This is a genomic window from Lactococcus cremoris subsp. cremoris NBRC 100676 (assembly GCF_001591705.1).
Classification (GTDB): domain Bacteria; phylum Bacillota; class Bacilli; order Lactobacillales; family Streptococcaceae; genus Lactococcus; species Lactococcus cremoris.
The window spans coordinates 1-26,309 of sequence record NZ_BCVK01000013.1; the positions used below are offsets into that span (position 1 = coordinate 1).

Annotated in this window: 33 protein-coding genes and 2 pseudogenes; 27 read left to right on the top strand and 8 right to left on the bottom strand. The window is 34.5% G+C overall.

Annotation, left to right across the window (positions count from 1 at the left end; all coding sequences use genetic code 11):
• The 10 genes and pseudogenes from LLA01S_RS12520 to LLA01S_RS03425 form a co-directional block, all read left to right on the top strand.
• Positions 1 to 234 (top strand): annotated as a pseudogene (locus LLA01S_RS12520) (hypothetical protein); the annotation flags it as partial.
• Between the two features lie 230 nt (positions 235 to 464).
• On the top strand, positions 465 to 1,352 hold the full coding sequence (locus LLA01S_RS03390; RefSeq protein ID WP_061777848.1) for a hypothetical protein: 888 nt from the start codon (positions 465 to 467) through the stop codon (positions 1,350 to 1,352).
• A 5-nt stretch (positions 1,353 to 1,357) separates the two neighbouring features.
• Complete coding sequence (locus tag LLA01S_RS03395) at positions 1,358 to 1,879, top strand: hypothetical protein (RefSeq protein ID WP_061777863.1); 522 nt, start codon at positions 1,358 to 1,360, stop codon at positions 1,877 to 1,879.
• Positions 1,880 to 1,885: 6 nt separating this feature from the next.
• A complete protein-coding gene (locus LLA01S_RS03400) occupies positions 1,886 to 2,458 on the top strand; it encodes a hypothetical protein (protein WP_021165932.1) in 573 nt (190 codons plus the stop codon).
• Between the two features lie 7 nt (positions 2,459 to 2,465).
• The gene (locus tag LLA01S_RS03405) at positions 2,466 to 3,029 is read left to right on the top strand and encodes a hypothetical protein (protein ID WP_232035072.1); all 564 of its coding nucleotides are present in this window, start codon (positions 2,466 to 2,468) and stop codon (positions 3,027 to 3,029) included.
• On the top strand, positions 3,001 to 3,492 hold the full coding sequence (locus LLA01S_RS03410) for a hypothetical protein (protein WP_061777850.1): 492 nt from the start codon (positions 3,001 to 3,003) through the stop codon (positions 3,490 to 3,492). Before LLA01S_RS03405 ends, LLA01S_RS03410 begins: the two co-directional genes overlap by 29 nt.
• A 55-nt stretch (positions 3,493 to 3,547) precedes the next feature.
• Positions 3,548 to 3,991 carry a hypothetical protein gene (locus tag LLA01S_RS12695; RefSeq protein WP_232035071.1) on the top strand — a complete coding sequence of 148 codons (444 nt, stop codon included), beginning with the start codon at positions 3,548 to 3,550 and terminating at the stop codon, positions 3,989 to 3,991.
• A 6-nt stretch (positions 3,992 to 3,997) separates the two neighbouring features.
• On the top strand, positions 3,998 to 4,189 hold the full coding sequence (locus LLA01S_RS12925; RefSeq protein ID WP_232035070.1) for a hypothetical protein: 192 nt from the start codon (positions 3,998 to 4,000) through the stop codon (positions 4,187 to 4,189).
• Positions 4,189 to 4,446, top strand: coding sequence for a YcxB family protein (locus LLA01S_RS12930; RefSeq protein WP_014573108.1), 258 nt, complete (start codon positions 4,189 to 4,191; stop codon positions 4,444 to 4,446). Before LLA01S_RS12925 ends, LLA01S_RS12930 begins: the two co-directional genes overlap by 1 nt.
• A 17-nt stretch (positions 4,447 to 4,463) precedes the next feature.
• A complete protein-coding gene (locus LLA01S_RS03425) occupies positions 4,464 to 5,378 on the top strand; it encodes a lactate/malate family dehydrogenase (protein ID WP_011675529.1) in 915 nt (304 codons plus the stop codon).
• 34 nt (positions 5,379 to 5,412) lie between these two features.
• Here LLA01S_RS03425 and LLA01S_RS03430 read toward each other — a convergent pair whose 3' ends face one another.
• The 5 genes and pseudogenes from LLA01S_RS03430 to LLA01S_RS03450 form a co-directional block, all read right to left on the bottom strand.
• Entirely contained in the window at positions 5,413 to 6,294 is an 882-nt protein-coding gene (locus tag LLA01S_RS03430; RefSeq protein ID WP_061777851.1) for a DUF1003 domain-containing protein, read from the bottom strand.
• Positions 6,295 to 6,650: 356 nt separating this feature from the next.
• A complete protein-coding gene (locus LLA01S_RS03435) occupies positions 6,651 to 6,851 on the bottom strand; it encodes a YjzD family protein (protein WP_011834518.1) in 201 nt (66 codons plus the stop codon).
• A gap of 89 nt (positions 6,852 to 6,940) precedes the next feature.
• Positions 6,941 to 7,420: a nucleoside 2-deoxyribosyltransferase gene (locus LLA01S_RS03440; RefSeq protein WP_014573106.1), complete on the bottom strand. Its 480-nt coding sequence runs from the start codon at positions 7,418 to 7,420 to the stop codon at positions 6,941 to 6,943.
• A pseudogene (locus tag LLA01S_RS03445) lies at positions 7,404 to 7,959 on the bottom strand (LOG family protein). Before LLA01S_RS03445 ends, LLA01S_RS03440 begins: the two are co-directional and overlap by 17 nt.
• Positions 7,959 to 8,612, bottom strand: a complete 654-nt coding sequence (locus tag LLA01S_RS03450; RefSeq protein ID WP_011675533.1) for a deoxynucleoside kinase — start codon at positions 8,610 to 8,612, stop codon at positions 7,959 to 7,961. Before LLA01S_RS03450 ends, LLA01S_RS03445 begins: the two are co-directional and overlap by 1 nt.
• 562 nt (positions 8,613 to 9,174) lie before the next feature.
• Here LLA01S_RS03450 and LLA01S_RS03455 point away from each other — a divergent pair.
• The 3 genes from LLA01S_RS03455 to LLA01S_RS03465 all read left to right on the top strand — a co-directional run bounded on the left by LLA01S_RS03455 (position 9,175) and on the right by LLA01S_RS03465 (position 14,800).
• The gene (locus tag LLA01S_RS03455; RefSeq protein WP_061777852.1) at positions 9,175 to 10,209 is read left to right on the top strand and encodes a C39 family peptidase; all 1,035 of its coding nucleotides are present in this window, start codon (positions 9,175 to 9,177) and stop codon (positions 10,207 to 10,209) included.
• Positions 10,210 to 10,260: 51 nt separating this feature from the next.
• The gene (locus tag LLA01S_RS03460) at positions 10,261 to 11,445 is read left to right on the top strand and encodes a C39 family peptidase (protein WP_061777853.1); all 1,185 of its coding nucleotides are present in this window, start codon (positions 10,261 to 10,263) and stop codon (positions 11,443 to 11,445) included.
• A 142-nt stretch (positions 11,446 to 11,587) separates the two neighbouring features.
• Positions 11,588 to 14,800, top strand: coding sequence for a DNA polymerase III subunit alpha (locus LLA01S_RS03465; RefSeq protein ID WP_061777854.1), 3,213 nt, complete (start codon positions 11,588 to 11,590; stop codon positions 14,798 to 14,800).
• Between the two features lie 31 nt (positions 14,801 to 14,831).
• On the opposite strand, the gene trhA is transcribed toward LLA01S_RS03465, so the two are convergent.
• Positions 14,832 to 15,485, bottom strand: a complete 654-nt coding sequence (gene trhA / locus LLA01S_RS03470) for a PAQR family membrane homeostasis protein TrhA (protein WP_011675537.1) — start codon at positions 15,483 to 15,485, stop codon at positions 14,832 to 14,834.
• A 201-nt stretch (positions 15,486 to 15,686) separates the two neighbouring features.
• Here trhA and LLA01S_RS03475 point away from each other — a divergent pair, with 201 nt between their 5' ends.
• From LLA01S_RS03475 to hbs, 5 genes are all read left to right on the top strand, one after another.
• The gene (locus tag LLA01S_RS03475) at positions 15,687 to 16,523 is read left to right on the top strand and encodes a DegV family protein (protein ID WP_011675538.1); all 837 of its coding nucleotides are present in this window, start codon (positions 15,687 to 15,689) and stop codon (positions 16,521 to 16,523) included.
• 54 nt (positions 16,524 to 16,577) lie between these two features.
• The gene (locus LLA01S_RS03480) at positions 16,578 to 17,417 is read left to right on the top strand and encodes an SGNH/GDSL hydrolase family protein (RefSeq protein WP_021165944.1); all 840 of its coding nucleotides are present in this window, start codon (positions 16,578 to 16,580) and stop codon (positions 17,415 to 17,417) included.
• A complete protein-coding gene (locus LLA01S_RS03485; RefSeq protein WP_061777855.1) occupies positions 17,414 to 18,625 on the top strand; it encodes a glycoside hydrolase family 3 N-terminal domain-containing protein in 1,212 nt (403 codons plus the stop codon). The genes LLA01S_RS03480 and LLA01S_RS03485 overlap by 4 nt, the downstream gene beginning before the upstream one ends.
• An 8-nt stretch (positions 18,626 to 18,633) precedes the next feature.
• A complete protein-coding gene (locus LLA01S_RS03490; RefSeq protein ID WP_014573100.1) occupies positions 18,634 to 19,290 on the top strand; it encodes a YpmS family protein in 657 nt (218 codons plus the stop codon).
• A gap of 104 nt (positions 19,291 to 19,394) precedes the next feature.
• A complete protein-coding gene (gene hbs, locus LLA01S_RS03495; RefSeq protein ID WP_010905402.1) occupies positions 19,395 to 19,670 on the top strand; it encodes a non-specific DNA-binding protein Hbs in 276 nt (91 codons plus the stop codon).
• A 110-nt stretch (positions 19,671 to 19,780) separates the two neighbouring features.
• Here hbs and LLA01S_RS12935 read toward each other — a convergent pair whose 3' ends face one another.
• Both LLA01S_RS12935 and LLA01S_RS12940 read right to left on the bottom strand, forming a co-directional pair.
• Positions 19,781 to 19,966, bottom strand: a complete 186-nt coding sequence (locus LLA01S_RS12935) for a GNAT family N-acetyltransferase (protein WP_232035069.1) — start codon at positions 19,964 to 19,966, stop codon at positions 19,781 to 19,783.
• A complete protein-coding gene (locus tag LLA01S_RS12940; RefSeq protein WP_232035068.1) occupies positions 19,963 to 20,277 on the bottom strand; it encodes a GNAT family N-acetyltransferase in 315 nt (104 codons plus the stop codon). Before LLA01S_RS12940 ends, LLA01S_RS12935 begins: the two co-directional genes overlap by 4 nt.
• Before the next feature lie 182 nt (positions 20,278 to 20,459).
• On the opposite strand from LLA01S_RS12940, the gene LLA01S_RS03505 reads away from it, so the two are divergent.
• The 9 genes from LLA01S_RS03505 (at position 20,460) to LLA01S_RS03540 (ending at position 26,173) form a co-directional block, all read left to right on the top strand.
• Entirely contained in the window at positions 20,460 to 20,969 is a 510-nt protein-coding gene (locus LLA01S_RS03505; RefSeq protein ID WP_021165946.1) for a methylated-DNA--[protein]-cysteine S-methyltransferase, read from the top strand.
• Positions 20,970 to 20,983: 14 nt separating this feature from the next.
• Positions 20,984 to 21,532 (top strand): bifunctional transcriptional activator/DNA repair enzyme AdaA, encoded by a 549-nt coding sequence (locus LLA01S_RS03510; protein WP_021165947.1) that lies wholly within the window; start codon positions 20,984 to 20,986, stop codon positions 21,530 to 21,532.
• Between the two features lie 11 nt (positions 21,533 to 21,543).
• Complete coding sequence (locus LLA01S_RS03515) at positions 21,544 to 22,347, top strand: arylamine N-acetyltransferase family protein (protein ID WP_061777856.1); 804 nt, start codon at positions 21,544 to 21,546, stop codon at positions 22,345 to 22,347.
• A 146-nt stretch (positions 22,348 to 22,493) separates the two neighbouring features.
• Positions 22,494 to 22,868, top strand: a complete 375-nt coding sequence (locus LLA01S_RS12945; protein ID WP_232035067.1) for an ATP-binding cassette domain-containing protein — start codon at positions 22,494 to 22,496, stop codon at positions 22,866 to 22,868.
• 15 nt (positions 22,869 to 22,883) lie between these two features.
• Complete coding sequence (locus tag LLA01S_RS12950; protein WP_232035066.1) at positions 22,884 to 23,303, top strand: ATP-binding cassette domain-containing protein; 420 nt, start codon at positions 22,884 to 22,886, stop codon at positions 23,301 to 23,303.
• Complete coding sequence (locus LLA01S_RS03525) at positions 23,300 to 24,025, top strand: ABC transporter permease (protein ID WP_015082100.1); 726 nt, start codon at positions 23,300 to 23,302, stop codon at positions 24,023 to 24,025. Before LLA01S_RS12950 ends, LLA01S_RS03525 begins: the two co-directional genes overlap by 4 nt.
• 61 nt (positions 24,026 to 24,086) lie before the next feature.
• Positions 24,087 to 24,545, top strand: a complete 459-nt coding sequence (locus LLA01S_RS03530; RefSeq protein WP_014573095.1) for a LytR/AlgR family response regulator transcription factor — start codon at positions 24,087 to 24,089, stop codon at positions 24,543 to 24,545.
• Positions 24,542 to 24,919: a DUF3021 family protein gene (locus tag LLA01S_RS03535; RefSeq protein WP_061777857.1), complete on the top strand. Its 378-nt coding sequence runs from the start codon at positions 24,542 to 24,544 to the stop codon at positions 24,917 to 24,919. The genes LLA01S_RS03530 and LLA01S_RS03535 overlap by 4 nt, the downstream gene beginning before the upstream one ends.
• A gap of 108 nt (positions 24,920 to 25,027) precedes the next feature.
• Entirely contained in the window at positions 25,028 to 26,173 is a 1,146-nt protein-coding gene (locus tag LLA01S_RS03540; RefSeq protein ID WP_021165952.1) for a cysteine desulfurase family protein, read from the top strand.
• Positions 26,174 to 26,309: the final 136 nt, after the last annotated feature.

Sequence of the window (26,309 nt, forward strand, 5' to 3'; positions counted from 1 at the left end):
CTTTTTGCTTTAGACTTTTTGTACGAATTTGGAGAACAATATGAATATAATGATTTTTATCATTTAGGAGTTTATTCATCAGTTGACCAAATAAAATATGCTATTGAAAGATATCGAAACCTTAAAGGTTTTAAAAGTTTGAGTGAGGAGTGTTTTGAATTTCATGAGATTGAAATTGATAAAGACAGCGAGTGGTTAGAGGGATATTTTAAGCAGAACTGGAACGAATATTGAAGTAGTGAGAAAAACTACTAAGAAACCAATTATAGCCTTTGTCCAGATATTCCACTCAATAAAGTGTAAATAAATGAAGATATGATATAGAGAATGGGTACAGTCAAGATATATTGACTATTCTATTTCAAAATTAATAAAATGGACTGTCCTGAGTACTGGCTTTGAGAAATATGATATTCATTTAATTTTTAATAAACAATAAAGCGCTTTAAAACGAAAGGAATCACATGAAAAAGCTTCATTGGAAAATTATTCTGATAACGTCAACGCTCTTTTTGCTTGCCCCTTATGCTGGAGAATTTGGCAATCTAAAAGTCAAAGCAGATGAAACAGTGCAAACAGAGACATCAAGTTCGTCATCTGAACAAGCAAGTACAGTCAAATCAAGTCAATCGGCAAGCACAGAGCAAAGTCAAAGTTCAACAGAGCAAGCACATGCTCCCTCACAAACGGCGCAATCTTCTTCCGCACAGGAACAGACCAAGACATCAACCACTTCACAACAGTCACAATCAGGCACCTTAAGTGGCATGATTGACCAGATGTTCCCGCCCCAACTCCCCGCTCCTACTAAGGCAAAGCCTAGTGCTACGATTGAATATGTTAATGGTGGTGTAAAATTTAATAACAAGTTTTATACCGAAGCAGAATTTGCAAAATACATTGAGAAAAACTTTGTCCCTAATCCGCAAGTCCAATTTCATGTGGACGCGTCAGGAAAGATTGTCATTGATTCTCAAACAAGGATAGCCTCGACTATGAATTGGCCAGATATTGGTGGAGCAGCGGCCAAAGGAGCTGTTGCAATAGGAAGCTTAGGAGGAGCAAGTACTCTCGCTAGCGCTGGTGCTGCACTTCTCATAGGTGGAGGATTGACCGTAGGTTATGACCTGCTTTTTCCACACAAAGTAGGCGGAGATATCAAGGCCACTCCGGCTATGATTGCCGCGATGGCACGTCATGGAAAAAATCCGGGTAATAAAAATAGTGAACATACTAGCAATGCTAGAAAGTCTACTCAAAATAAGCATCAAAATAGGCAAGATTCTACTAAAAATAAAAATCGTCAAAAACCAACCTACAAACCTAAAAATAATCTAAGAAAGGGGAAATGAAAAACATGTTTGAAGAAATCTTCACACAAGATGATGAGAAAAATGAACAGTTTGATGTCGGTGTTTTCCTCGGGAAACATGATAATTTTCGACTTTACGAGATGACTGACGAACGTGGACGACTTTTAAGTATTTCCGTAATCAACGATGAAGCAATAACTAAGATTGTAAAAAAAGATGATTACTTAGATTATATTGAGTTCTATAAAAATTCTCTTGAAAAAGTGAATGCCTATGACCCACTTAAATTACGTCAAAATTTTGATGTAGAGAGGTTTAATTTTTCAAAACTTAAAGGTCAGCTTGTCAATACTTTGTATGGCGATGAAGAGTTTTGGGATTTGTCAGAAGTAATAGAGGTCAATGATAAAACAATAATGCTCAAAGCTGTTGAAACACCTTTGTTTTCAACCGTAAATGGTATAGAAAAAGATTTACCTCTTGAAAATTTCGTCACAATCGAGATTTTGTCGGTGGAGTTGGAATTGTTGAGTAAAAAATTGGGTTACAGGACCTATGGAAAGTGAACAATTATGAACAACATACAAATAATAAATTTTGCAAATGATGATAATGAGTATCTCAATATTGGTCATATTTATTATCAAAGTAAGAAGTGGTTACTGTATAGTTTTATTACAGTTCCAGGAATGTTTGGAGGAGTTAGTCTGCAACGGATTTTGCCAACTGATAATTTGGAAATAATCTCAGAAGATAATTATATTGTAGCAATTAAAAAATATGCCAAAAATGCTAAAAAGCTAGGATTTTATGACCCATTTGGTCAAGAAAGTTTACTGACAGATTTTGATTTGAAAAATTTGACAGATGAAACTATTTGTAAAATGTTTTTGAATTTCATCAAAGAAAAAGAAGTTTTTGTAAAGGTCATGCTGCTTGCTAAGGGTAAGATGGATTTGGAAAACTATAACGAAGGTAAAATTTTAGAAGTTTTTGATGAAGCATTTACCATTTGGGATATTGACACAGATGTTGTCAAATTTGATGAAAAGTACGAGAGAGAATATGGAGATGTCTACATGATTGATGGTGTAACGCTTGCGCTTAATCAAATGCAGGCGGTCATCAGACAGGAAAGCGAATGATAAAATCATGATGTTAGAAAATAAACTTTACAGATTAGACTTAGCCTTTTTTGCTGACGAATTTTATGTGGGTTATATTCGTCAGGAATTTTTAGATTTTTATCTTGTAGAATTGATTGATGCTTGGGGACGTTTTGAGAGTTTAAAACTTGTTAATAAAGAAAAAATAGAGCTTATGACAGCTGAAAATTCTTATTTGGATATTATGCAAGATTATATAGATATCAATCGCTCGGTCAATAATTATGATGTCTTTGAGCTTACGAAAAAATGGCAGAATTTCACGTTAAATCTGCTCAATCATCAACTTATTAGCTTTCTTGATGAAAATGATGAAAATCAGGAAGAAACGCTGGTAATTGCAGGTCACTCACAAAATGATAAGTTCGATATTTTTCCAGTCAGTGATGAAGTGATGGGGTCAAGCTTTATTATCCAATCCCTTGACGAAAAATCTTACTTAGATAATGAACGATTTGAACAACTTAACTATTTGACGGTTGATTCGCTTGAATTGGAGCTTTTACGAAGGAACATTGGAAATGAAAATAATTGGAAATATAAATCTTGATATCCGCCCGTCTGTCAATCGTTTCATTGCTAAGGAAATAAAAAAGTATGTAGCTTGGCTTGAAGTCAATCACTCATTACCTAAAGAACTAAGAATTATTGTAACAGGTGTAAGTTTTATTAGAAGTATTGACCAAGAGCATGTGATCTCAACTTTTTGGGCGCCGTTTGATAAAGAAGAGGCATGCTATATGAAAATATCAACAGGCGATTTCTGGGAGTTAGAAAAATGGGGGAAAGATAGTGCGATTTATTCTACTTTGAACAGTATTTCTCATGAGCTGATACATTATCATCAATGGTTGGAAGACAAAGAATTGCATGGAAATGAAACTGATAAAAAAGCTACTTTATTAACTAATGAATATGTGGAATATCGAGGTTTTCCTCACGGAGAAAATCGTATTCATCGTTGGGGTTGGTCCGGCATTCCAAAATATAGAAAATATAAAAAGACGCTCTAATAAAAAACCCAAATCGGGACGTGAAAAAGCATACGTTTGGAAAGGAATATCGAAAATGATGCTCAATAAAAATATTGTTCTTCGTTTCACACCTACCGTTCATCGCTTAATAAAAAAAGAAATTTTTCGTTATTTCGTATGGTTAGATAAAAATTATGAATTTCCTGAAAAAATAGTGATTTATATTTCTGGTGGAAAATTTGTTTTTGGAGAAATTGCTTGGAAAGAAAAAATGTTGACAAATTTTTCCGTATTTCCTGAAAAAGGTGATGGTTCTATTCTAAAAATGGCTTGTGGCGATTATATAGAACTGCTCAAAGAATATGATTTTCAAGATATGTTGGGGATTATGCTTTTCAGTCTTTCGGAAAATATTCAAAATTATTATCAGTGGGTAGATGATTTGGAGTTTGATGAAGAGAAAGCGAAAGAGAGCGCGCAAGAAATGTTAGATGAAAATATTGGGGCTACAGGAAAAAGGCAAAAGCCTGAAAGGTGAAAAATTATGAAATACAAACTCTCTGGGACATTAACTCAAAAAATTTATATGAAATTTGTGATGAAAAATATTTTTTTTGCTTCTATCGTGGTATTTGTTATTCTTGAAATTTATGCCATTTATAGTCAGTCTATAGTTGGATTGGTCTTTGGGATTGCTGCGCCACTCATTTTTATTGGGCTTATTATTGGTGGTTAGTGAGATTATATAAAAGCAATAAGGGAGTCCAGGGATTTCAAGAGTTTATAATAGATGAAGAATATATTTATCAAAAATCAAATATTAGCGAAGCGACTTTTGATAAAAGTTACATTCATAAAATTGGCTATCATAAGGACATTATAATCATTTATATATCAAAAGGTCAGGGTTTCTTCTTGCACCGAACTTGGTTAGAAAATGGAACTTTTGAAGAATTTGCTACTTTCTTAAAAGAATATTATGATAAAAAGTAGCTGAAAAAGGAGAAAAAATGCGAAAAGTAGGATTAATTGGTTGCGGTCATGTTGGGGCAACAGTTGCTTTGGATATCGTTCAGGGGGGATTCGCTGACGAGCTAGTAATTATTGACAAGGATAGAAAAAAAGCAGAGGCAGAGGTTTTAGACCTCCTAGATGCCCTTGCTTTGCTTCCATTCTATGTCAAAATATACGTGGGAGAATATGATGATTTAGCGACTGCCGATATTGTCTTATCTACACTGGGTCATATCGAACTAATTAAACCGGGCGGAGATAGATTCACTGAATTAAAAGCAAATATTCCAGAAATTAAAGAAGTTTCTGAGCAATTAAACAGGATTAATTTCAAAGGAATTTTGATTGCAACAACCAATCCGAACGATGTGATTGTTAATATTTATTCTCAATTATTAAATCTTCCTAAATCACAGATTATTGGAACGGGGACTTATCTGGACACGGCTCGTATGAAAGCTCAAGTAAGTCGAGCGTTGGAAATTGATGCCCGAAGTGTTGAAGGTTATGTTTTGGGGGAACATGGTAATTCACAATTTACGGCTTGGTCAACGGTCAGAGTTGGTGGTCAATCTTTTTTAGAGATTGCTAAAGAAAAAAATTTAAATTTAAAAGACTTAGAAGAAAAAGCCCGTCAAGGAGGATTTGCTGTATTTAACACAAAAGGATATACCAACGTAGCCATAGCCGCAGCAACGGTTTCCTTGATGAATCTGGTGCTTTCTGATGCAAAAAACATTGCTATCTGCTCACATTATGACGAAAATTTTAGTTCATATATTTCGACACCTGCCTTGATTGGTAAAAATGGGATAGAAGCATTGATAAAACTTCCACTAACTTTAGAAGAAGAAGGCAAATTAAAAAATTCAGTGGTTGAAATTCAGGAAAAAATAAATTATTTTAGTTAAAAGTAAAAAGTCTGTTCAATCGAACAGACTTTTTTTAATCAGCATTAGCAGCATTAGCAATGCCTTCTTCTTCCTCATCATCAGTATTTTCTTCAATACTATCAAGAGTTTCTTCAAAACTATCAAAGGTTTCTTCAAAATCATCAAGTTGGTCTTCAACATCATCCAAACGTTCACGGATATCTTGGTTTTGTTGATAAACTTCGTTTAGAAGGATTTGAATATCCTCAAGCATTTCAGTTTGGATTTTTTGGATTTGCATATTTGAAGCTTGATCATCCATCATTAAGTGATCAAGTTTTTCATGTAAAGCAGCAACACCCTTTTCTGACTTAACATTAACTTGAAAGTCATTTTTGGCAGATAAGCGGTCATGGTGTGCGGCGCGGTTTTGGCTCATCATAATCAGTGGCGCTTGCATAGCAGCAGTGATTGAGAGGAAAAGATTGAGTAAAATGAAAGGATATTTATCCCATTCAACGCCAAAGAGGCCAGTCACATTGACAAACATCCAGACTACTAAAATACCGAGATAGGTGATAATAAAAGCCCACGAACCGACGAATTCGGTGACTTTGTCAGCCACTCGTTCACCAATAGTTTCTTGAGTTTGGAGCTGTTCTTCAACGTCGTGAATTTCAAAGTTTGCTTTAGTTAATTCTTCATTAAGCAAATCATTGACGGTGAAGTTTTTTTGAAGGTCAAGGTGAAACAATGTATCTAAGACCTCTAACCGAAATTTAACCTGATGTTCATTACAAATGAAGTCATGACTAGTCGCTTCAGGATAGTCACGCATAATGACGGTTTGAAGGCTAGGGTCAAGATTCTCAAGAAAGTCTCCTCCTGATCTACGGTGAATACGACCGTTAACGAGACAGACGACTTTGTTCTTATTAATTGGAGTTGGAGCCATTTTATAGCATGGTTCAAGCTTAAAAAATCAAATTTCTTATTTTGTGAAATGGATCAAGTCGTTAGAACTAATATCAAAAAGATGGCGCAAGAAGAGCGCTAATCTAATCTTGGTCAATTTGACAGAATAAGTAATCAGTATAATTGCGGGTTTGGGTCGACCTTTCAAAGCTTGAGCGCTCTCCTTTCTTTTAGGTTCTAAGGGACGGTTTAAATAACAATGTCCATATTAAATTATAAGGTATTTTAAGAAATTTGCAAGCCTCAAGAAACAAAATAAAAATCCCTATAGCAATAAGGATTTTTATTTTGAGTTTAGGCGTTTATACCGCACAAAACTGATAAATCATCAGTTGTTTAGTTTGCTTTGGCTTCTTTTTCCACAGCAACAGCTTGGAAAAGATATACAAAGAGACCAAAGATAAGCGAGATAATAGTTGTCCAAAGTTCAGGATCTGGAACACCAGCAAGGGCAGTAGCAACATAGCCTACAACCTGACCAAGAGCAAGCGACCAGAAAAGTGTGACAATAAGTTTCATAATTACGCTTCTTTCCATATTTTCTATCCGCCTATAGTATAGTACAAATCAAGTCAAATTTCAAATTTTATATCTAATTGAAGGACGATTTATTTGTTATTTTTTTACTATTGATATTTTCCACTATAGGGAATTTTTGGAGATTCTAGAAAATTATAGTCTTCAATTTGTTTGACATCTGTGAAGAAAGCTCTGTTTCTTTCAGTCAACATAATATTAGTTGCTAGACTTTCTTCAAAGCGAATGAGGTAGGTCGGTTTTTCTAAAGCAATAGCGTATCCTAATTCCCAAGCGGTACCCGAATCGGTATCTTGTTTATCAAAGTCAACGATAGCAACGATGATATCTGCTTTATTGACTTCTTTAACATCATTTTCCATTGTCGCTTTGGCCCATTCTGGGGTAAAAGCTTCAACTTCTTTTGGTAAAGATTCAGGATGTTGACATCTCATTGGGCTAAAAAAGTTTGCTACTGTTTTATTTTTTGAAAGTGCATTTTCTAATAGTTCAACTTTATTTATTTGTGTCTGACTGAAAAATGGGGCGGCAAGGTAAACATTAACTGGTTTATTAAACAACTTGTTCAAGTTTTAAATCTCCTAATAATTCGATTGTTTCTTCGGCAGAGTCAACGAGAGAAATGGCATCAATGACTTCTTTAGAAATCATCCCTTCCTTAAGTTGCAGGCGCAGTAGGTCAAAAAGTGGTTGATAAAATTTTTGACCTACAAAAATAACAGGGCGCACGCGAGTTTGATTGATGGACATTTCAGTTAAAAGTTGAAAGCTTTCTTCTAATGTTCCAAATCCTTTAGCTAAAATAACAAAAGCTTCGCCTAAATCTATCAACTTGCGTTTACGCTCAGCCATGTCATTTGTTAAATAAAGTTTAGAGGCATTTTGACGAGGAGGTTCTAATGGGAGGACTCCAGCAGGATAGACAGCAATCACTTGCCCTTTATTTTGAATAACAGAATCTGAAACCCATACCCATGCAACCTTCTTTTGAGCCCCCATAAACAAGGGTATGACCTGATTGTGCAAGTAATCTCCCTAATTTTTCACTGGTATCTTTATAAATTGGATTTTTTCCATCCCTTGATGATAAGAAGACAGTAACATTCATTAATTATTTTCTCCTTCAATTTCTTTTAGTTTTGCTTTGATTTGTTGCAGAACTTGGATTTTTGATTGCTCATTCTCTACAAAATCATATTTATCGCCATCAATTTGAATTTTGGGGCAAATATCGAAAGCTTCAAACCATGTATCATATCGGCTATTTAATTCTTTATAATAGTCGTATAAACTTGGGTCATATTCTAATTGTTCAAATTGTCGTCCTCTTTTTTTGATTCTTTCTAGCATTTTATCAAAGGAAACCTTGACATGAATAAGTAAATCAGGCCTCTTTTTAAAAGATAAGCTGTCGATTTCTTCTAACATATTTTTGAGTAAGTCATCATAAACTTCAACCTCTGTTTCATCAGCACGTCCTAAATCGGCGTTCAAATGAAAAAGCAGACTATCTTCATAAATTGAGCGGTCTAATACATTATTATTATCAGATAAGGCTCTTTTGATTGAATCAAATCTCTTATTTAAAAAGTATATTTGCAATAAAAAGGCATATTTTTGAGGGTTTTCATAGAATAATGGCAAAACCTTATTATCGTCAACACTCTCATAAAAAGCCTGTGTTTTCAATTCCTCCGCCAACATCTCAGTTAAAGAGCTTTTTCCTGCTCCAATTGTTCCAGCTAATACTAGCACTGTCATTACACCTTTCCTATTCTATTTTTAGTTTTACTGTTTATTTAATTAAAAAATGAGTAATAAATAAACAAAGCTTGCTCATTATAGTGCAAAATAAAAATATCGTCAAATTGAATTTAAAAGTGCATCTAATCTCGATAATAAAGGCTTTTTTAAGGTCTTTTAGATTTTTTTATTACGATAATTGGTAGCTTGCAATATTTAAGGAATTGTAATATTTTTTGATTGGGAACAAGGTTAAAAAGCAGATTTTTTATTCTAAAATGTCAAAAATGTTGGACGTTTTCAGTTTTTAAATTATTTATAGGTATCTTTATGATTAAAATTAATAAAATGGATATGTTTTAAATAACAAAATATTTCAAAAAGTGAATTTAGAGAACCTTTAGAATTTGATTATATAAAAATAAAATTTCTAATTTAATTATATAATTTCTTATTTTTATTTGATTGTTGACTTTTTACTAGTAAAACTATATATTGAAAGTAAAGAATAAGTAATAATGGATTTTTATACACCAGAAATGATTGAATTAGATTTGGTGTTTCAAGTTTAGGAGAAACTATGAAAATTAAAAAAGAGCTTTTGCTTTTACTTTCTTTGACGATGATAGGAGTTGGAACTGTCCATGCTCAAGCTTCTACAAATGTGCCCCTTTACCGGATGTATAATTCAAATTCTGGTGAACATTTCTATACTGAAAATCTTTATGAAGCAACCTCCTTACATAATGTAGGATGGAATTACGAAGGGATTGAAAGTTATGAACCAGTTACTGGTGGGGCTCCTGTCTATCGTCTTTACAATCCAAACGCTGGTGTTCATTTTTATACTACAAGTGCTTATGAAAAGCAGAACTTAGTGAATCGTGGTTGGCGCTATGAGTTGATTGCTTTTGTTTCGGGTGGAAATATTCCAATATATAGGGCATACAATGCGCATAATAGTCAGCATAATTATACAACTAGTGCTGGAGAACAGAACAATTTAACTAGCCTAGGTTGGTCAAATGAAGGAATAGCCTTTTATGCAAATGCCTATGGAAATCCCAATGATAACACTATTTCTCGGCAACCAGTTTGGCATTCTAATTTTTTATATCAAAATGATCCACGCTGGGCAAATGTAAGGGTGGGTGATTCAACCATGGCCCCAGAGGGCTGCGGCCCCACAGCAATTGCCATGATTTTAAATGGATATGGTGCTAATTACAATCCTGTCCAGATTGCTCGAACAGCTAATCAAATCGGAAACTATAATAATCCTAATATTCCCGGAGATGGTATTGATGGACAGACTGTAGTGAAAACTTTGAATTACTACGGAATGCAGATGAACCAGATTACAACAAAAGAGCAATTAATTAATGAATTGAGATCAAACAAACCTGTTATCTATGGTATGGAGTGGCTTTATACTTATCCTAAGATTTCTCACTTTGTCGTTCTTTCAGGATACAATAATGGCTATACAACCGTACATGATCCTTTGAATAGGATTACAGGTAGTAACTCAGTTGAGCGATTATGGGCACATCCCTCACAACTCTCTGACGATTGGAATGCAGGACGTCCAGCATGGTCAGTTCTTCCTAAGTAAATATTAAAAGGAGTAAATTTTGAAAAAAACATTGTATTTTGGAGTGCGCTTGTGGCGCTTGTATTTTTGAGTCAAGGTAAAGCTTTGGCCAACGAGGTTCCAGGAGGGACAACAACTATTAATGGTGATAATGTTGTTTTAGAAGTACCAGTAAAAGCAGGTCAATCTGAAGCGAATGAAACACAAGCTCCTAAAGAAGAATTAGGTCAGAATGATTCAGTAAGTCTTCGTTCAAGAATGGCAGTTGCACCAGCGACTCAAGCACAAACCCTAGCAGTTTATAGAATGTACAATGCAAATTCTGGTGAGCATTTTTATACAAAAAATTCTTATGAACGGGATTCTTTAAAAAATATTGGTTGGAATTATGAAGGAGTGGGATGGCAAGCTCCAGAGAGTGGTTCACCAGTTTATCGACTTTATAATCCAAATAGTGGTGAGCACTTTTATACCTTGAGTGCCTATGAGCGTGATGATTTAAGAAAACATGGTTGGAATTATGAATCTATAAGTTTTAATTCGGCAGCTAATACAGGGATTCCAGTTTATCGTGTCTACAATCCTAATAGTGGTTGGCATCACTATACTTTAATTAGTTATGAAAGAGATTCGTTAGTAAAAGCTGGTTGGCGTAATGAAGGCGTGGCTTGGTACGCTGCTAATAATGGACAAACAAATAATGATAATTATCGTTTGTTGGGGGTTCGTAATTATGACCAATATGCTTTGGGAGCACCGAGTGGTTGTGAAGGAGCTGCTTTATTGCAAGCTCTGCAATATAAAGGAAAAATTACTAACTGGGGCTTGGTACAATTTTTAAATACAATTCCCAAATCAACAGATGGAAGTCCAAATAGTGGTTTCGTAGGTAGTCCATTTGTTGAAGCATCAAATGTATATTCAGCTATTTATCCGGGTCCTTTGTCAAATTGGGCCAAAAAATATGATACAAATGTTCAAAATATTTCAGGAACAAGCGTTGATGGATTAATCAATGAAGTTAAAAATGGAAATCCAGTAGTGGTTTGGGTAACGATTAATTTTCAACCGGTTCGTTGGGGTGCTTGGCCATTTGGCTCAGCAGTAAATAATAATCAAGCAGTGACTTTGGATGGCTTTAATAAATCAAGCAATCAGGTTCATGTTTCTGATTCAATCAGTGGCTCTTATTGGTTAAATCGGGCAACTTTCGAAACAATTTATAATGCACGCAAATATGCTGTCGCTGTTCGATAGTGAGTTGAAATAAAGCAAGAATGAAGATTCTTGTTTTTTCTTTTATTTAAACTTAGTCCAAGTTAAAGGTAAAATATAGTATAATAAAAGTAATATAAATTTGTAAGAAGTTATGATTGGTTCTAAGAGAAAGGAGTAGAAAATGTTTGCACCCTTAAATACAAAAACAGAATACAGTTTTTTAGATAGTGTTGTTAAACTAGACGATTATTTGGAAGGGGCTCTACGTTTAGGCTATAAAACGGTCGGAATTTGTGATGTGGGAAACCTCCATGCAGCCTTTCGGTTTGTCAGAAAAGCTCAAATGCTTAATTTACAACCAGTTATTAGTATTGAATTAAATTTTGAATGGCGGGGTTTGCCAGTTTCTTTTTCTTTTATTGCTAAAAATACAGAAGGTTATAAAAACTTACTTCGGATTTCAACATTTCATAATTATGATCGACGTCAATTTTCTGATATTCAAAATCATTTGTCAGGAATCGCACTGGTTATTCCAGAAACTTATGGGGCTTTAAGTGAGCTATCAGAGCTTGCAGCATTTGCCGACGAAGCCTATATTGGGATTGACCAGCAGACAGATAAAGGAACTAAATTTAATTTACCAACCCTTCCTTTTCCAGCAGTTCGTTATCTGAATTTTGCTGATAATGAAATTTTAGCTATTTTGCACGCGGTGCGTGATGGGCTTTCCTTTGACGAAAGTTTGACGGTCAGTTCAAATGAATTGCTCCAAAGACCAGAAGCTTATGAATCTTATTTTCAGAAATATTTTCCGCAAGCACTGACAAATCTGTCAGTATTAACAGCAAAAATTGCTTATCAATTTGATGAAAAATTGGAACTTCCGAGATTTGATAAGAAAAGGGAAGCAGTTGAACATCTCCGAGAAGAAGCGATTTTAGGACTGTCTGCCCGACTTGAAGAAAAAAAATCACTGACAGGAATTTCGTCAGTAAGTCTGGCAAATGCTTTAGCTGAAGAATCAACGATGATTGATTTGTCAGTATATCAGGAGCGTTTAGAAAAAGAGTTGTCAGTCATTCACCAAATGGGATTTGATGATTATTTTTTGATTGTCGCGGATTTGTTGCGCTATGCGCGTGAACAAGACATTTATTGCGGAATGGGGCGTGGGTCGGCTGCTGGGTCTTTGGTTGCCTATGTTTTGGGAATCACTCAGGTTGACCCTGTCAAACATAATCTTTTCTTTGAACGTTTTTTGAATCCAGAACGAGTGGCCATGCCCGATATTGATATTGATATGCCTGATGACCGTCGTGCTGAGTTACTGGCCTATATGAAAAATCGTTATGGTTCAGACCATGTAGCACAAATTGTCACTTTTTCAACTTTAGGAAAAAGACAGGCGCTCAGAGATGTCGGTAAAGCTTTTGGAATGACCGAAGCTGAATTATCTAATTTGACTCGGATGCTTGTTCGCCGTTTTGGAACTCTGGCTGATGAATATGAAAATAATCAACGTTTTAAAGCCGAAGTATTGAAAAATGGAAAATTAAAACGAATTTATGAAGTCGCCAGACGAATTGAGGGAATGCCTCGCCAGACTTCAACACATGCTTCAGGTGTTGTTCTTTCTGAAGAATCTTTGGTGAATTATGTGTCATTAAAACCGTCAGAAGATTTAGCTTTGACTCAATATGAGGCACCAGATGTGGAAGCGATAGGGCTTCTAAAAATTGACTTCCTGGGATTACGTAATTTAACTATCATTTCGAGATTACGTGATTTGGTGAAAAAACGTCAAAAAATTGATATTGACCCGTTAAAAATAGATTTAGAAGATGAAGCGACATTGGCACTTTTTAGAGCTGGAAATACGATGGGAATTTTTCAGTTTGAAAATCCGCAAATGCGACGTTTTCTAAGAAACCTTGCACCAAGCAAATTTGATGATATTGTTGATGCAACCTCGATTTTCCGTCCCGGTCCATCACAGTTTATTCCACAATTTGTTGCCAGACGCCATGGAAAAGAAATTGTTCCAGTTGTCGATGATTCTATCAGTGAAATCTTAAAGCCGACTTATGGAATTATGATTTATCAGGAACAAATCATGCAAGTGGCTCAAGCTTTTGCCGGATTTTCTCTTGGAAAGGCTGACCTTCTTAGACGAGCAATCTCTAAGAAAAAAGGGTCCGAGTTGGAGAAACTGCGCGAGGATTTCTTAATTTCTGCAGGAGAAATGGGTCATTCTAAAGAAAAAGCAGAAGAAATTTATGACCTGATTGAACGTTTTGCCAATTACGGCTTCAACCGTTCGCATGGCTTCGCTTATGGAGCGCTTGCTTTTCAAATCGCTTATTTTAAGGCACATTTCCCTGATGAATTTTACGAAATACAATTACGTGACCGTAAACGGGAAGTCATGATTTTAGATGCTTTGGACAATGGTTTTGAGATTGAAAAACCAAATATTAATCAGATGAAAATTGGTGATTTTGTAAAAAATAAAAAGATTCGATTAGGATTAGCTCATGTTCAAGGAATTTCTCGCGATTTGGCAAAATGGATTGTTGAAAATCAATCATATAAGAATTTGGCAGATTTTGTTGAGAAATTACCCAATAATTTTCATAAAAAAGAAAGTATTCTACCACTAATCCAAATTGGTGCTTTTGATTATGCTGATTCTAATCGAGGGAAATTGGCTTATAATTTGGCTGACCATGCTAACTTACTAAATTATTATAGTGATGATATTTTTATGGCAAGTTCTGGTGGCGGTTTTGCTTATCATGAAGCAGAGGATTATTCAGAAACAGAAAAATATGATTTTGAGAAAAATCTGTTAGGGATTGGTGTAACGCCCCATCCTTTACAAAGTTTGGCTCAGAGATTCTCAGGAAATTTCACGCCAATTGCTAATCTTGTCAAAAATAGTAGAATGACGATTTTGGTTGAGATTAATTATATTCGGACCCATCGAACAAAAACAGGGCAAACAATGGCATTTTTAACTGTGTCAGATAGTCGTGAGAATTTTGATGTTACTCTTTTTCCAGAGATTTATCGTCAATTTTCGAGTGAGCTTGAGCAAGGAAAATTCTACCTGATTAGTGGGAAAGTAACCGAACGTAATGATGAATTACAGCTTGTCGCTGACCGAATGAGTCCAGCTTTGGAAACTGATAAAAAACTTTGGTTAAATTTAAGAGATGAGAAATATAATCAAAAAATTTCGCAAATTTTATGTGAATTTCCGGGTTCTCATCAAGTGATTCTTCACTATTCAAATTTGAAAAAAACGATTCAAACAAAGATTTATGTGGAAGAGTCGGAGTTTTTGAAAAAACGATTGGAAGGATATGTTATTGGTATAGTTTATAAATAAAAAAACCCGCTTAGCAAACGGTTTTTTTATTTTATCCCACATAAAGATAAACAGAGAAGAACATGAGGATTGCAGCCAGTAAAACAAAGAGGTGCCAAACCACGTGAGCGAAACGGAATTTAAAATGATAGATAAGCGCTCCGACGGAATAAACCACGCCTCCTGCAACTAAAAGCCAAAATCCAACTGGATGTAGGGCATTCCATAAAGGATAAATGACAATCAAAATCATCCAACCAAGAACAACATATAAAACGGTTGATAATTTAGGAGTTTTACCCCATTTTGGTAAGTAAATTGAAGTTAAGACAATCCCTAAAATAGAACAAATCCAAATCACTGCTAGCACAATCCAACCTAACCAATTATTTAAAGCAACTAAACAGTAGGGCGTGTAGGTTCCAGCAATTAAAAAGAATATCCCGTTATGGTCAAAAACTCGAAAAACTTTGACCGCTTTAGTAAAATGTAAACTGTGTGCTAATGTGGAACACAGAAAAAGAATTACTAATGAGGCTCCATAGATTGTAAAAGCAACAACTTCAAGTGCAGACCCAGAAGCAGCACCTTTAATCACGAGAAGAACTAAGGCGGCAATTGCTAAGCCGGTTCCTGCTCCATGAGTTATCGCATTGAAAATCTCATTGAGAATCTGATAGGTTCTTGAACCTTGTGTTTCTTCCATTTGTTCTCTCCAATTTATTGATTTATTCAGCTTTTGAGCAATTTTATGATTTGTTTTGAAATCAAAAAAATAATATTTTCAACCTTTTTTGCTCTTTCCAACTGAAAATTTGTTATAATATATGATAGCACAAATTGTATAGAAAAGGAATTGAACGAACGACTCTCTCATATAGAGTGAGCGTAAGTTCAAATAGTAAATATGCCAATAAAAATTGTGACAGATTCATCCATTACGATTGAGCCAGAACTTGCTCGCGAACTTGACATTACTATTGTTCCGTTGTCAGTAACGATCGATGGAACAATGTATTCAGACGACGACTTGAAGTTTGAAGATTTCATGGTCAAGATGGCTGCATCAAAAAACTTGCCTAAAACAAGTCAGCCACCAGTTGGTGTTTTTGCCGAGGTTTATGAAAAAATTGCTGCTGAGGATGATGAGATTATCTCTATTCATTTAACAGAAGCTTTGTCAGGAACAGTTGAAGCAGCACGCCAAGGGGGAATGCTTTCAGGACGTAATGTCACCGTCATTGATAGTGATTTTACTGACCAAGCTCAAAAATTCCAAGTGGTCGAAGCAGCGCGTCTCGCAAAAACTGGGGCAACCAAAGAAGAAATTCTAGAAAAAATTAAATATATTCGGGAAAATACTGAACTTTTCATCGGATTTTCAACTTTAGAAAATTTGGTTAAAGGTGGCCGCGTCAGTCGAATGACAGGACTTTTTGGAAGTCTTTTACAAGTTCGGGTGATTGGGACATTAAAAGACCGCGAATTAAACACACTTTTGCGTGGACGTGGAAGCAAAACTTTTTACAAATGGCTTGAAGAATTATCAGATACTATCAGTAGTTCTGGACGTAAAATTCGTGAAATTGGAATTTCTCATGCGCAAGGTTTGGAGTTTTCACAAAAAGCCAAAGATGTCTTACAAAAATTTGTTGAAAAACCTATTTCAATTTTGGACACCAATACAACAATTGCCACACATACAGGTCCTGGGGCTTGGGCAATTATGATTGATTACGAATGAAAAAACTAATTTGCAATTTTATTTTTTGAAAAACTAGGGAGGATTGCAAAGAATATGATGAAGAATTTTATACGTACATTTGCCGGCTTTTTGCTGGCAATTTTGCTAATTTTAGGCTTGTTTTTACTTGCTTTTCCAAAAGCTGGTGACCGATTTAGAACTGAGAAGAAAGTATCGGCTTTGTCAGTAAAACATGTGTCCTATGCTGCTTTGGGAGATTCACTGACAGAAGGAGTGGGGGATGCTACTGGACAAGGTGGATTTGTTCCACTTTTTGCCAAAGAGATTGAAAATTCTACTGGCGGCTCTGTCAGTAGTCAAAATTTCGGAAAGGCTGGAGATACAAGTACTCAAATCTATAATCGCATGATGAAAAGTAAGAAAATTACTGATGGACTTAAAAAAGCCAATATCATCACGATTACAATTGGAGGCAACGATGTACTAAAAGTCATTCGAGATAATGTGACTAAATTATCTTCAATGACTGAAAAGGACTTTGTTAAGCCAGAAGAGCTTTATCAGGCAAGAGTTAAAAAGTTATTGGATAAAATTCGTGAAGATAATCCTCAAGCACAAATCTATGTCTTAGGAATTTATAATCCATTTTATCTTAACTTTCCAGACCTTACGGTCATGCAAAATGTGATAGATAGTTGGAATACCGCAACTGCTGGTGTTGTCAGTCAAGAAAAAAATACTTACTTTATTCCAATTAATAATTTACTTTATAAAGGCTCAGGAGATAAGCAGGCAGTTGAAGCGGATAGTTCAACGAGTGCGGTTGCTAATAACTTACTTTATACTGAAGACCATTTCCATCCAAATAATATCGGTTATCAAATTATGGCTGATGCAGTCTTTGCAAGCTATAAGGAGGTCAACCAGAAGTGACCAAAAGATTAAAGAAGCAAGCAAAACCAGTCGTTTTTCTAGGCATTGTTATTGGTTGTGCACTTATTGTGTCAGGAGTTCTTGGTCTGTCAGGACATTTAAATAATCAAGAAGCAATCAAAAGTAAAAAGAAAAATCAAGTTTCAGAAACAAAAACTAATTCAAGTAGTCAAAATAAAAGTGACCAAAAAATGCCAAAAATGACTTTAGAACAAAAAGTGGGTCAGTTATTTATGACGGGGATGCCTGCAAATAACTATGACCAAGCAACTTTTGATGCGATTGAAAAATATCAGGTTGGGAGTATCATTTTGACGGGCCGCTCTAATCTCAGTATTCCTGAAATGAAAGTTATTACTGACAAGCTACAAGGCTTAGCACCAGCTAATCGACGTCTTTTGATTTCTTGTGATCAAGAGGGAGGAAACGTTCAGGTTCTTCAAGGGACTGGTTTTTCAGAAATGCCTAATGGATTGATTCAAGGAAGTTGGGCGCCAGAAAAATTACAAGAAGAAGCTAAAAATTGGGGGAGTGAACTTTCAACCGCTGGAATCAATTTTGATTTAGCCCCAGTTGCTGACCAGGTTTTATCTGCTGATTTTGCACCACAAAATGCTCCGATTGGCTACTGGAGTCGTCAGTATGCTTATGACAAAGCTAATATTGTCAGCCATGCCGATGCTTTTTCTAAAGGAATGAAATCAGCTGGTGTTTTAACAACCGCTAAGCATTTTCCAGGGCTTGGAGCGGTGACAGGTAACACGGATATCAGTGCTGGCGTCAGAGATAGTCAAACAAATCCTAAAAGTGAATCCGTTCAGATTTTTAAAGAATTAATTTCTTCGGGAGTTCCATCAATTATGACGGCGACAGCAATTTATGATCAAATTGCCCCTGAGCTTCCGGGAGCCTTCTCACCTAAAATGGTTGATGGCTTACTCCGAAATCAATTAGGCTTTGATGGTTTGGTAATTACTGACGATTTATCAAACGCTGTTCAAGTTCAAGCTTGGTCACCAGGCCAAAGAGCAGTATTGGCGCTGGCAGCGGGAAATGACCTTGTCCTAGCCAATGAGCCCACTCAAATTCCAGAAATGATTTCAGAAGTTTTGCAAAAAGCAAAATCTGATCAGGGATTTGCAGAAAAAATTAATCAAGCATCATCAAGGGTGATGAAAGTAAAAGAACAAATGAAACTTGTAGAATAGAGAAGCAAATGGAAAATAAAGAAAGTCAAACCAGAAAATCTAAAGCAAAGGATTCAAAGAAGCCAAAGAATGAAGCTGAAGAAAAAGTTAAGAAAAGTGCAATTTGGAAATGGCTCTTTCTTGTGCTTTTAGCTATTAATTTGGCTGGGATAGTATTTGTAGCAATCCGCGTCACGACACCCAGAGATCAGACTGTTTTGAACCAAAAATCAGTCAGCAGCTCTGACCAAAAGGTCGCTCAAATCAGTAGTACCACTTCACAACTCAATGAATTAATCAACAGTTATTTAGAAACTTACCAAACGAAAGAAATGACTTATAAGTTCTATATTTCTAATCAGCAAGCAGTTCTTGAGGCTTCTTATAAACTGTTTGGGACTAAAATTCCCTTGTACATCTATTTTGAACCTTTGGCATTGTCAGACGGTTCAATCAGTTTATCTGTCCAAAATATCTCTGCTGGAAGTTTGAGTTTGCCGACCTCAGAAGTATTACAAATTGTTAAAGCATATGATTTGCCAGACTTTGTACAAGTCGAAAGCAAAAAAAATCAAATTGTCATTAATTTACCAAAAATTAAGCTTGCAAGTAATCTTTATATTAAAGTTAATCAAATTGATTTAGTTAAAGGAAATTTTATCTTTGATTTCATGAAAAAAGCCTGAAAAACGCCTTAAAATGGCATTTTGACTTGCAAACTGGGCTAAGATTTGCTAAAATGAAAAATGCCTATGTTTAAGGTAAAAAACAAATGGAGGACATTTCTAAAATGGCTAACAAACAAGATCTTATCGCTGAAGTTGCAGCAAAAACAGGATTGACTAAAAAAGACTCAGAAAAAGCAGTTAATGCTTTTGGTGAAGTTGTAACTGAATTCCTTGCAAAAGGTGAAAAAGTTCAATTGATCGGTTTTGGTACTTTCGAAACTCGCGAACGTGCAGCTCGTGAAGGACGTAACCCACAAACTGGTGAAGCAATCAAAATCGCAGCTACAGTTGTTCCTGCATTCAAAGCTGGTAAAGCATTGAAAGACGCAGTTAAATAATTAGTAGAACTTAACATCAAGTGCCGCGTTCTTCGTGGTACTTTTTGTTTTGCTTAAAAATATAAAAGGGGCACAAAATAAAAAAAATATATCTGAGATATATTTTTTGTCTATAGTTCCTTCGTAAAAAAGATTTCTGTCACCACTTCCCCTAGATTTTCCTCTTTGAAGATTCCTGTATCAGAAAAGACCATTTTTTTGTAAAAATTAATAGCATTTTCATTAGTGTTTAGAACCCATAAACCTACTTTGGAATATTTTTCTGTTACAAGCTGCTCTAAAGCAAATTCAATCATTTTTCTTCCGATTTTATTTTTTGATAGGCGTCAAGCAGATAAATTCCTTGAATTTCTCCCAAATTCTCTTGAAAAGAATTTTCTCGCAGACTACCCCAACAACAAAATCCAACTACTTTGTCATCAGCAATAGCAACCACTGTGTTGGCACAATGATTATTTTTAAAAATAGTTATACTTGATTCAAGACTGCGTTTGTCTAGGAAACTTTTAGGTAATAAGCCATGATAAGTTTCTAACCAAGCCTTATAGTGAACAAAGGCGATTTCTTGAAAATCTTCTGGTAAGGCTTTGCGTAATAATACTTTCATCAGATGGTTCCTCATTTATTTTTTTAATATTATATCATTTATCACTAATAAAATAAAAAATTGATTATGGATGATGAACTTTTAAAGAAGAATAATGAAAAAGCCAAATAGTGATGTTTTATAGTCGATTTTTTTGTTATACTAATGATTATAAAAAATAAGGACTAAATAGGAGAGGACGAATGTTATATAAAGCAAGTTATCAATCCCCCTTGGGAGAAATGAGTCTTCTGAGTGATGAGACCTATTTGCTAGGGCTATGGTTTAATGAACAAAAATATTTTGGTTCAGCATATGATTTAAACTTAGCCCAAAAAGATGAAAGTTTACCAATTACTGAAGCAATTGAATGGTTAAATCAGTATTTTAGAGGAGAAAATCCGAATTCTCAAAAAATCAAGTTAAAACCGGAAGTAACAGAATTTAGAAAAAGGGTTCTTAAAATACTCAGTGATATTCCTTATGGGACTTTAATCACCTATAAAGAAATTTCAAATCTTCTTCAAATCAATGATGAAAAGAAACGAAATATGTCGCAAGCTATTGGGGGAGCAGTCGGTCATAATCCAATATCTATCATTATTCCTTGTCATCGAGTAGTGGGCAGTGATGGAAGTTTAACAGGTTATGCGGGTGGCTTAGATAAAAAAAGGGCGCTCTTGGCTCTCGAACAAAATAGTTTAATCAAATAAATAGGAGCTTTCATTTGAAAATAACTGATGAAATCTGGGAAGTTATTAAAGATAACGATAAAAAACTTGATAATAAACTGTGGTATGGAGTGGCAACAACCAAGATTTTTTGTCGGCCTTCTTGTGTATCCAGATTACCTAAAAGAGAAAATGTAAGTTTATTTGATTCTCCTAATCAGGCTCAAAATGAGGGCTATCGACCATGCAAAAGATGTCGACCTATGGATAGAATTGTTCCAAATGAAGTGTGGATTGAAGAAATTGATGCAATTTTGAATGAGCATTATGATGAAGCCTTAAGCCTTGAGGAACTCGGGTATAAGCTACATGGCTCTAGCTCCTATTTACGACATGTTTATAAAAAAATAAAAGGAATAACGCCACAACAACAATTGATGACAATAAGACTAGAAAAAGCTAAAGTAAACTTGCTGACAAGTAATGATTCTATTTCAGAAATTGCCCAAAGAGTTGGGATGGCGAATACTCCTTATTTTATTAAAGTTTTTCGGCAACATTATGGAAGTTCTCCTAATCACTACCGAAAAAAATATAAAAAGTAAAGGATAAGTAAATGATAAACGAAAATTTTATGCTGACAGAAGAACAAGTAAAAAAATATTTAAAAAGAATCAAGATGTCATATCCCATAGAAGCTACATTAGAAAATCTGCATAAATTACAGTTAAATCATTTAAAATATATTCCTTATGAAAATTTAAGCATTTTGTATGGGGAGCCTATTTCACTAGATGGACAAGACTTGTATGAAAAAATTATTGTAAACGAACGAGGAGGATTCTGCTTTGAAACAAATGCTTTATATCAATGGTTACTTAAAGCAATAGGTTATCAAGTTACTTCTTACCATACTCGATTGATTGGTCTACCGCCAGAAGAACAATTGAAGCGTCATCGAATGATAAGAGTAGACTTTGCTGATGCTTCTTATATCACTGATGTGGGAATTAGAATCGCTCTGTCTCGAAAAGCCTTGCGTCTTGAAAAAAATAAGATTCAAACGGATGGTTATTCAGATTTTAGATATTTGTCAGGGGAAAATCAGGGCTGGAATATGCAATATAAGCGGAAAAATCATGATTGGGAAAATGTTTTTTCTTTTCACCAAGAAGCAGAGTATGAAAAAGATTTTATTATGCCAGCCTTTTATTGTGAGAAACATCCAGAGTCGCCCTTTAGGCAAGGACCACAAATGTCAATTTTTACTGACAAGGGGCAAATTACGATAGCTAATAAACTTTTAATAATCAGTAATGAGACAAAAATTATTGAGAGAAGGGAATTGTCTAGTGAAAAATTTGAAAAATATTGTAAAAAATATTTTCAGATAAACTTAAGTGATTTTCAACATATTTGAAAGATAATTAGAATTTATAAAAGGATAGGATAATAGCTTGTCCTTTTTTATTATCTAAATAATAAAAAATATTTTATCCCTAATTATTGTCAATTTATCCCAGAGTTTTGGGAAGTGATTTTAGTATATTAAGCTAAAATAGCAGTATGAAAATAAAAAATATAGAAAAATCCTATGGTAAAAATCAAGTGCTAAAAAATATTAGCTTTGAACTAAATCAAGGAGAAAAAGTTGCTTTGTTGGGCAATAATGGTGCTGGAAAATCAACATTGATGAATATCATTAATGGTAATCTTGAGGCTTCATCGGGACAAATTGATTATGGAACAATGAATCTGACATCAAATAATACAGGTTATATCATGCAAAATATGACCCTACCTCCTGATGCTTTAGGAAATGAAGTTTTATCTCTATTTGCGCGTGATGAGAATGCTAAGAATTATGGGAGAAGATTAGTTAAAGAATTCAGAATGGAATCATTTTTGAATCGAAGATTTTCTAATCTTTCTGGAGGATAGAAGCAAAAACTATTTTTGATTTCAGCTCTTCAAAATAGTCCAGAATATTTTTTCTTAGATGAAATTACAACTGGGTTAGACAGTGAAAGTAGAGTAGAACTTTTTAAATTTTTAACATCAAATTTGAAAGTGAAGGAAGCCACTTTACTTTTAGTGACACATTATTTGGAGGAAGCTTTACAATTATGTGATCGTTTCATTATTCTTAAAGAGGGTCAAATTATTGCGGATTTGAAAAAATCAGATTTGATTCAGGAAGACTTTTCATATTTAGAGTGCTCAATGAATATTTCAGATTTTGAAGAATATAGGATTAAAGAATATCAATATAAAATCCCTAAAAAATTAGCTGCTGAAGCACTCGTTAGATTTAGTAAGGAAATTGTCTTATATCAAAAAGACTATCGAATTGATTTGGAGGAATTATTGTCATGAAATTTTTAAAATATTTTGCATTTGGATTGCGATTACGCTATCGAAATCCTTCGCAAATCTTCTTTGTCTTTATTTTTCCTTTGTTTTTAATGTTTGCTTTTTCCTCAAGTTTTGGAAAAAGCGTTCCCCACTATATTGAAAATAATATTGCTTCAATACTTTTATATAGTGTTCTGTCAGCAAGTTTAACCTCACTTTCTGTTCAAATAGCAGAATATCAATCTGGAAAGATTTATCAATTATTTATTCAGCGAGGCATAAAGAAAATATTTTATATAGCAGCACAAATCGCCAGTTTCATGATCATTATTTTTTGTTCAACAATCGCTATTTTATTAGTCGCTCATTTTTCTTATCATTATGATTTTCCTAAGCTGAGTATTTTACTGGTTTTTTATCTTAAACTTTATTTATATTCACTGCCATTTTGCTTATTAGCTATCATTATTGGACTTTTAGCCAAAAATACGGCGACAGCAAGTGCAATTGCAATGCCGATTATGTTTCTTTCATTCTTCTTTTCGGGAATGATGATCCCATTATCACAGCTTTCGGGAGGAATCCGGAAAATCGCTGATCATTTTTTTCTTACTCAGTTACTTTCAGATTTAAATCATACCTTAACTTCAACTTACACGGTTATTCTAAATTGGTCAGTCATCTTACTAAGTTTTGGAGTTCTTTGCCTTTTGAGCATCATTGTTTATAAGAAAAAGGCCTAATGATAGAAGCTGCTTTAGTTAAATAATTGTTTAAGTAAGCATTTCTTTATATAATAAAAAAGTGAAAATAAAAAAACAAATTGATCCTAATATAAAGGAATCAGAACTTGTGATTATTGCACGAACAGAAGAGGAATTTTCACAAGTAGTCAAGCAATATCATTTGCAAGATTTGACTGCAAACGAAGAGGATAAACTCTATTTAGCAACAAATCAAGGTTTTGAGATTATTAAAATAAGAGAAATTCTATATATAAAATCAATAAAAAATTATCTCGAATTTTATACGGTAGGTGGAAAGATAAGAGTAAGGTCTCCTTTATACTTTTATGAAAAAAAATTAGCCAAAGACTTTATTAAAATTTCAAGAAATACTTTGGTTAATTTTGAGCAAATTACACGTTTAGAAACGGATTTCGTGTATGGGGTGGTACTTTGGATTTCTGAGGATAAACTGCCTGTCAGCCGAAGATATTTGGCAAATATCAACCCAAAATTAAAAGAGGGAGCTAAAAAATGAAATATTTAATTTCTGCTTTTAAAGGAATCCTTATTGCTTTAGTCTGTGGACTTTTTCTCACCTTACTATATGGCGGAAAGATTGAGCTTGAGTCTATGGCTTTAATTCTTCTTTATGGCTTTATTCAAGGTTTCATTTCTAAAGTGATTGATAAGTTTATTAGTATTGCTTTGGTAGAGTTTATCAGTCAAGCCTTATGTAGTTATCTCTTAGCTTTTATTTACTTATTAGTGAATACTTGGTTGTTTGATAACTCTTGGCATAATCATATTTGGAGTTTTACTGTGACCTGGCTTCTTATTTTTATTTTGGTTTATATTTATTCGATGATTAGAAATCGGCAGATTGTCAAAAAATTTAATAAAGAGAGCTGAGTTTTCTTACAATAGATGCTCTTGATATTTAGTCCTTATATTATTTTTCAACGCTCAGACATTTTTTGTGATAAAATAAGATTGATTTTTAAATATTAAGGATAAAAAATGATATATTTTGATAATTCTGCTACGACCGCAGTTAATCCAATGGTTTTACGAACTTATACAGATGTAGCAACAAAAATTATGGGAAACCCTTCAAGTTTACATGGCTTGGGAACGACGGCCACACGTTTGCTAGAGGCGTCCAGACGACAAATTGCTGAATTACTCGGTCTTGATTCACAAGAAATATTTTTTACAAGTGGGGGTACAGAGGGCGATAATTGGATTATTAAAGGTGTGGCTTTTGAAAAAAGACCTTATGGTAATCATATTATTGTTTCCAGCGTTGAACATCCTGCAGTAAAAAATGCGGCAGAATGGCTCAAGACTCAAGGATTTGAACTTGATTATGCGCCTGTTGATGCGGATGGTTTTGTTATTGTTTCCGAACTTGAAAAATTGATTAGAGATGAAACGATTTTAATATCAGTGATGGCAGTCAATAATGAAGTGGGAGCTATTCAACCGATTCAGGAGATTTCTGAACTATTAGCCGATAAGCCAACCATTTCTTTTCATGTGGACGCGGTGCAAGCGATTGGGAAAGTTCCTTTAGAAACTTGGCTGACGGACCGACTTGATTTTGCAACTTTATCGGCTCATAAATTTCATGGTCCTCGAGGAGTGGGGATTGTGGTCGCCAAAAAAGGGAAAAGATTAACTCCTCTTTTACATGGTGGTGGTCAAGAGCATAATTGGCGCTCAACCACAGAAAACTTGGCTGGAATTGCTGCGACTTCTAAGGCGCTTCGATTAGCTGTGGATGAAGACGACTTCAAAAGAAAAAAAATGTTAGCAATGAAACAAGCGATTTTAGAAGAACTTGAAAAACATAAAAAAGTTCATGTTTTTAGTAAAATGACTGATTTCGCACCAAATATTTTAACTTTTGGTATTCGAGGGGTTCGTGGAGAAGTTGTTGTTCATGCTTTTGAACAGCATGATATCTATATTTCAACCACTTCGGCTTGTTCTTCAAAGAAAAATGCTGCCGCTGGAACCTTAGTTGCAATGAATGTTCCTTCAAAATTGGCAACAAGCGCAGTTAGAATCTCATTGGATCCTACAAATAATATGGCAGAAGTTGAACAATTTTTGACTGTTTTCCGTCAAATTTATCAAGAGTTGGAAAAAGTAAGTGGCTAAACCTTGGTGAGAAAATTAGCTAGATTGTTTGTGGCTCTTTTAGAAATGAAAAAAGGTGATTTGAAATTAACTTCAAATCACCTTTTCTTATCTAAATCTTAAAATGCTCTTATTAAGTTATCATTAAAATTCACGT

What these genes read in the sequence shown, in the direction of transcription:
- LLA01S_RS03390 (WP_061777848.1), top strand. Translation starts at nt 465, where the DNA reads ATGAAAAAGCTTCATTGGAAAATTATTCTGATAACGTCAACGCTCTTT.
- LLA01S_RS03395 (WP_061777863.1), top strand. Translation starts at nt 1,358, where the DNA reads ATGTTTGAAGAAATCTTCACACAAGATGATGAGAAAAATGAACAGTTT.
- LLA01S_RS03400 (WP_021165932.1), top strand. Translation starts at nt 1,886, where the DNA reads ATGAACAACATACAAATAATAAATTTTGCAAATGATGATAATGAGTAT.
- LLA01S_RS03405 (WP_232035072.1), top strand. Translation starts at nt 2,466, where the DNA reads ATGATGTTAGAAAATAAACTTTACAGATTAGACTTAGCCTTTTTTGCT.
- LLA01S_RS03410 (WP_061777850.1), top strand. Translation starts at nt 3,001, where the DNA reads ATGAAAATAATTGGAAATATAAATCTTGATATCCGCCCGTCTGTCAAT.
- LLA01S_RS12695 (WP_232035071.1), top strand. Translation starts at nt 3,548, where the DNA reads ATGATGCTCAATAAAAATATTGTTCTTCGTTTCACACCTACCGTTCAT.
- LLA01S_RS12925 (WP_232035070.1), top strand. Translation starts at nt 3,998, where the DNA reads ATGAAATACAAACTCTCTGGGACATTAACTCAAAAAATTTATATGAAA.
- LLA01S_RS03425 (WP_011675529.1), top strand. Translation starts at nt 4,464, where the DNA reads ATGCGAAAAGTAGGATTAATTGGTTGCGGTCATGTTGGGGCAACAGTT.
- LLA01S_RS03430 (WP_061777851.1), bottom strand. Translation starts at nt 6,294, where the DNA reads ATGGCTCCAACTCCAATTAATAAGAACAAAGTCGTCTGTCTCGTTAAC.
- LLA01S_RS03435 (WP_011834518.1), bottom strand. Translation starts at nt 6,851, where the DNA reads ATGGAAAGAAGCGTAATTATGAAACTTATTGTCACACTTTTCTGGTCG.
- LLA01S_RS03450 (WP_011675533.1), bottom strand. Translation starts at nt 8,612, where the DNA reads ATGACAGTGCTAGTATTAGCTGGAACAATTGGAGCAGGAAAAAGCTCT.
- LLA01S_RS03455 (WP_061777852.1), top strand. Translation starts at nt 9,175, where the DNA reads ATGAAAATTAAAAAAGAGCTTTTGCTTTTACTTTCTTTGACGATGATA.
- LLA01S_RS03465 (WP_061777854.1), top strand. Translation starts at nt 11,588, where the DNA reads ATGTTTGCACCCTTAAATACAAAAACAGAATACAGTTTTTTAGATAGT.
- trhA (WP_011675537.1), bottom strand. Translation starts at nt 15,485, where the DNA reads ATGGAAGAAACACAAGGTTCAAGAACCTATCAGATTCTCAATGAGATT.
- LLA01S_RS03475 (WP_011675538.1), top strand. Translation starts at nt 15,687, where the DNA reads ATGCCAATAAAAATTGTGACAGATTCATCCATTACGATTGAGCCAGAA.
- LLA01S_RS03480 (WP_021165944.1), top strand. Translation starts at nt 16,578, where the DNA reads ATGATGAAGAATTTTATACGTACATTTGCCGGCTTTTTGCTGGCAATT.
- LLA01S_RS03490 (WP_014573100.1), top strand. Translation starts at nt 18,634, where the DNA reads ATGGAAAATAAAGAAAGTCAAACCAGAAAATCTAAAGCAAAGGATTCA.
- hbs (WP_010905402.1), top strand. Translation starts at nt 19,395, where the DNA reads ATGGCTAACAAACAAGATCTTATCGCTGAAGTTGCAGCAAAAACAGGA.
- LLA01S_RS12935 (WP_232035069.1), bottom strand. Translation starts at nt 19,966, where the DNA reads ATGATTGAATTTGCTTTAGAGCAGCTTGTAACAGAAAAATATTCCAAA.
- LLA01S_RS12940 (WP_232035068.1), bottom strand. Translation starts at nt 20,277, where the DNA reads ATGAAAGTATTATTACGCAAAGCCTTACCAGAAGATTTTCAAGAAATC.
- LLA01S_RS03505 (WP_021165946.1), top strand. Translation starts at nt 20,460, where the DNA reads ATGTTATATAAAGCAAGTTATCAATCCCCCTTGGGAGAAATGAGTCTT.
- LLA01S_RS03515 (WP_061777856.1), top strand. Translation starts at nt 21,544, where the DNA reads ATGATAAACGAAAATTTTATGCTGACAGAAGAACAAGTAAAAAAATAT.
- LLA01S_RS12945 (WP_232035067.1), top strand. Translation starts at nt 22,494, where the DNA reads ATGAAAATAAAAAATATAGAAAAATCCTATGGTAAAAATCAAGTGCTA.
- LLA01S_RS03525 (WP_015082100.1), top strand. Translation starts at nt 23,300, where the DNA reads ATGAAATTTTTAAAATATTTTGCATTTGGATTGCGATTACGCTATCGA.
- LLA01S_RS03535 (WP_061777857.1), top strand. Translation starts at nt 24,542, where the DNA reads ATGAAATATTTAATTTCTGCTTTTAAAGGAATCCTTATTGCTTTAGTC.
- LLA01S_RS03540 (WP_021165952.1), top strand. Translation starts at nt 25,028, where the DNA reads ATGATATATTTTGATAATTCTGCTACGACCGCAGTTAATCCAATGGTT.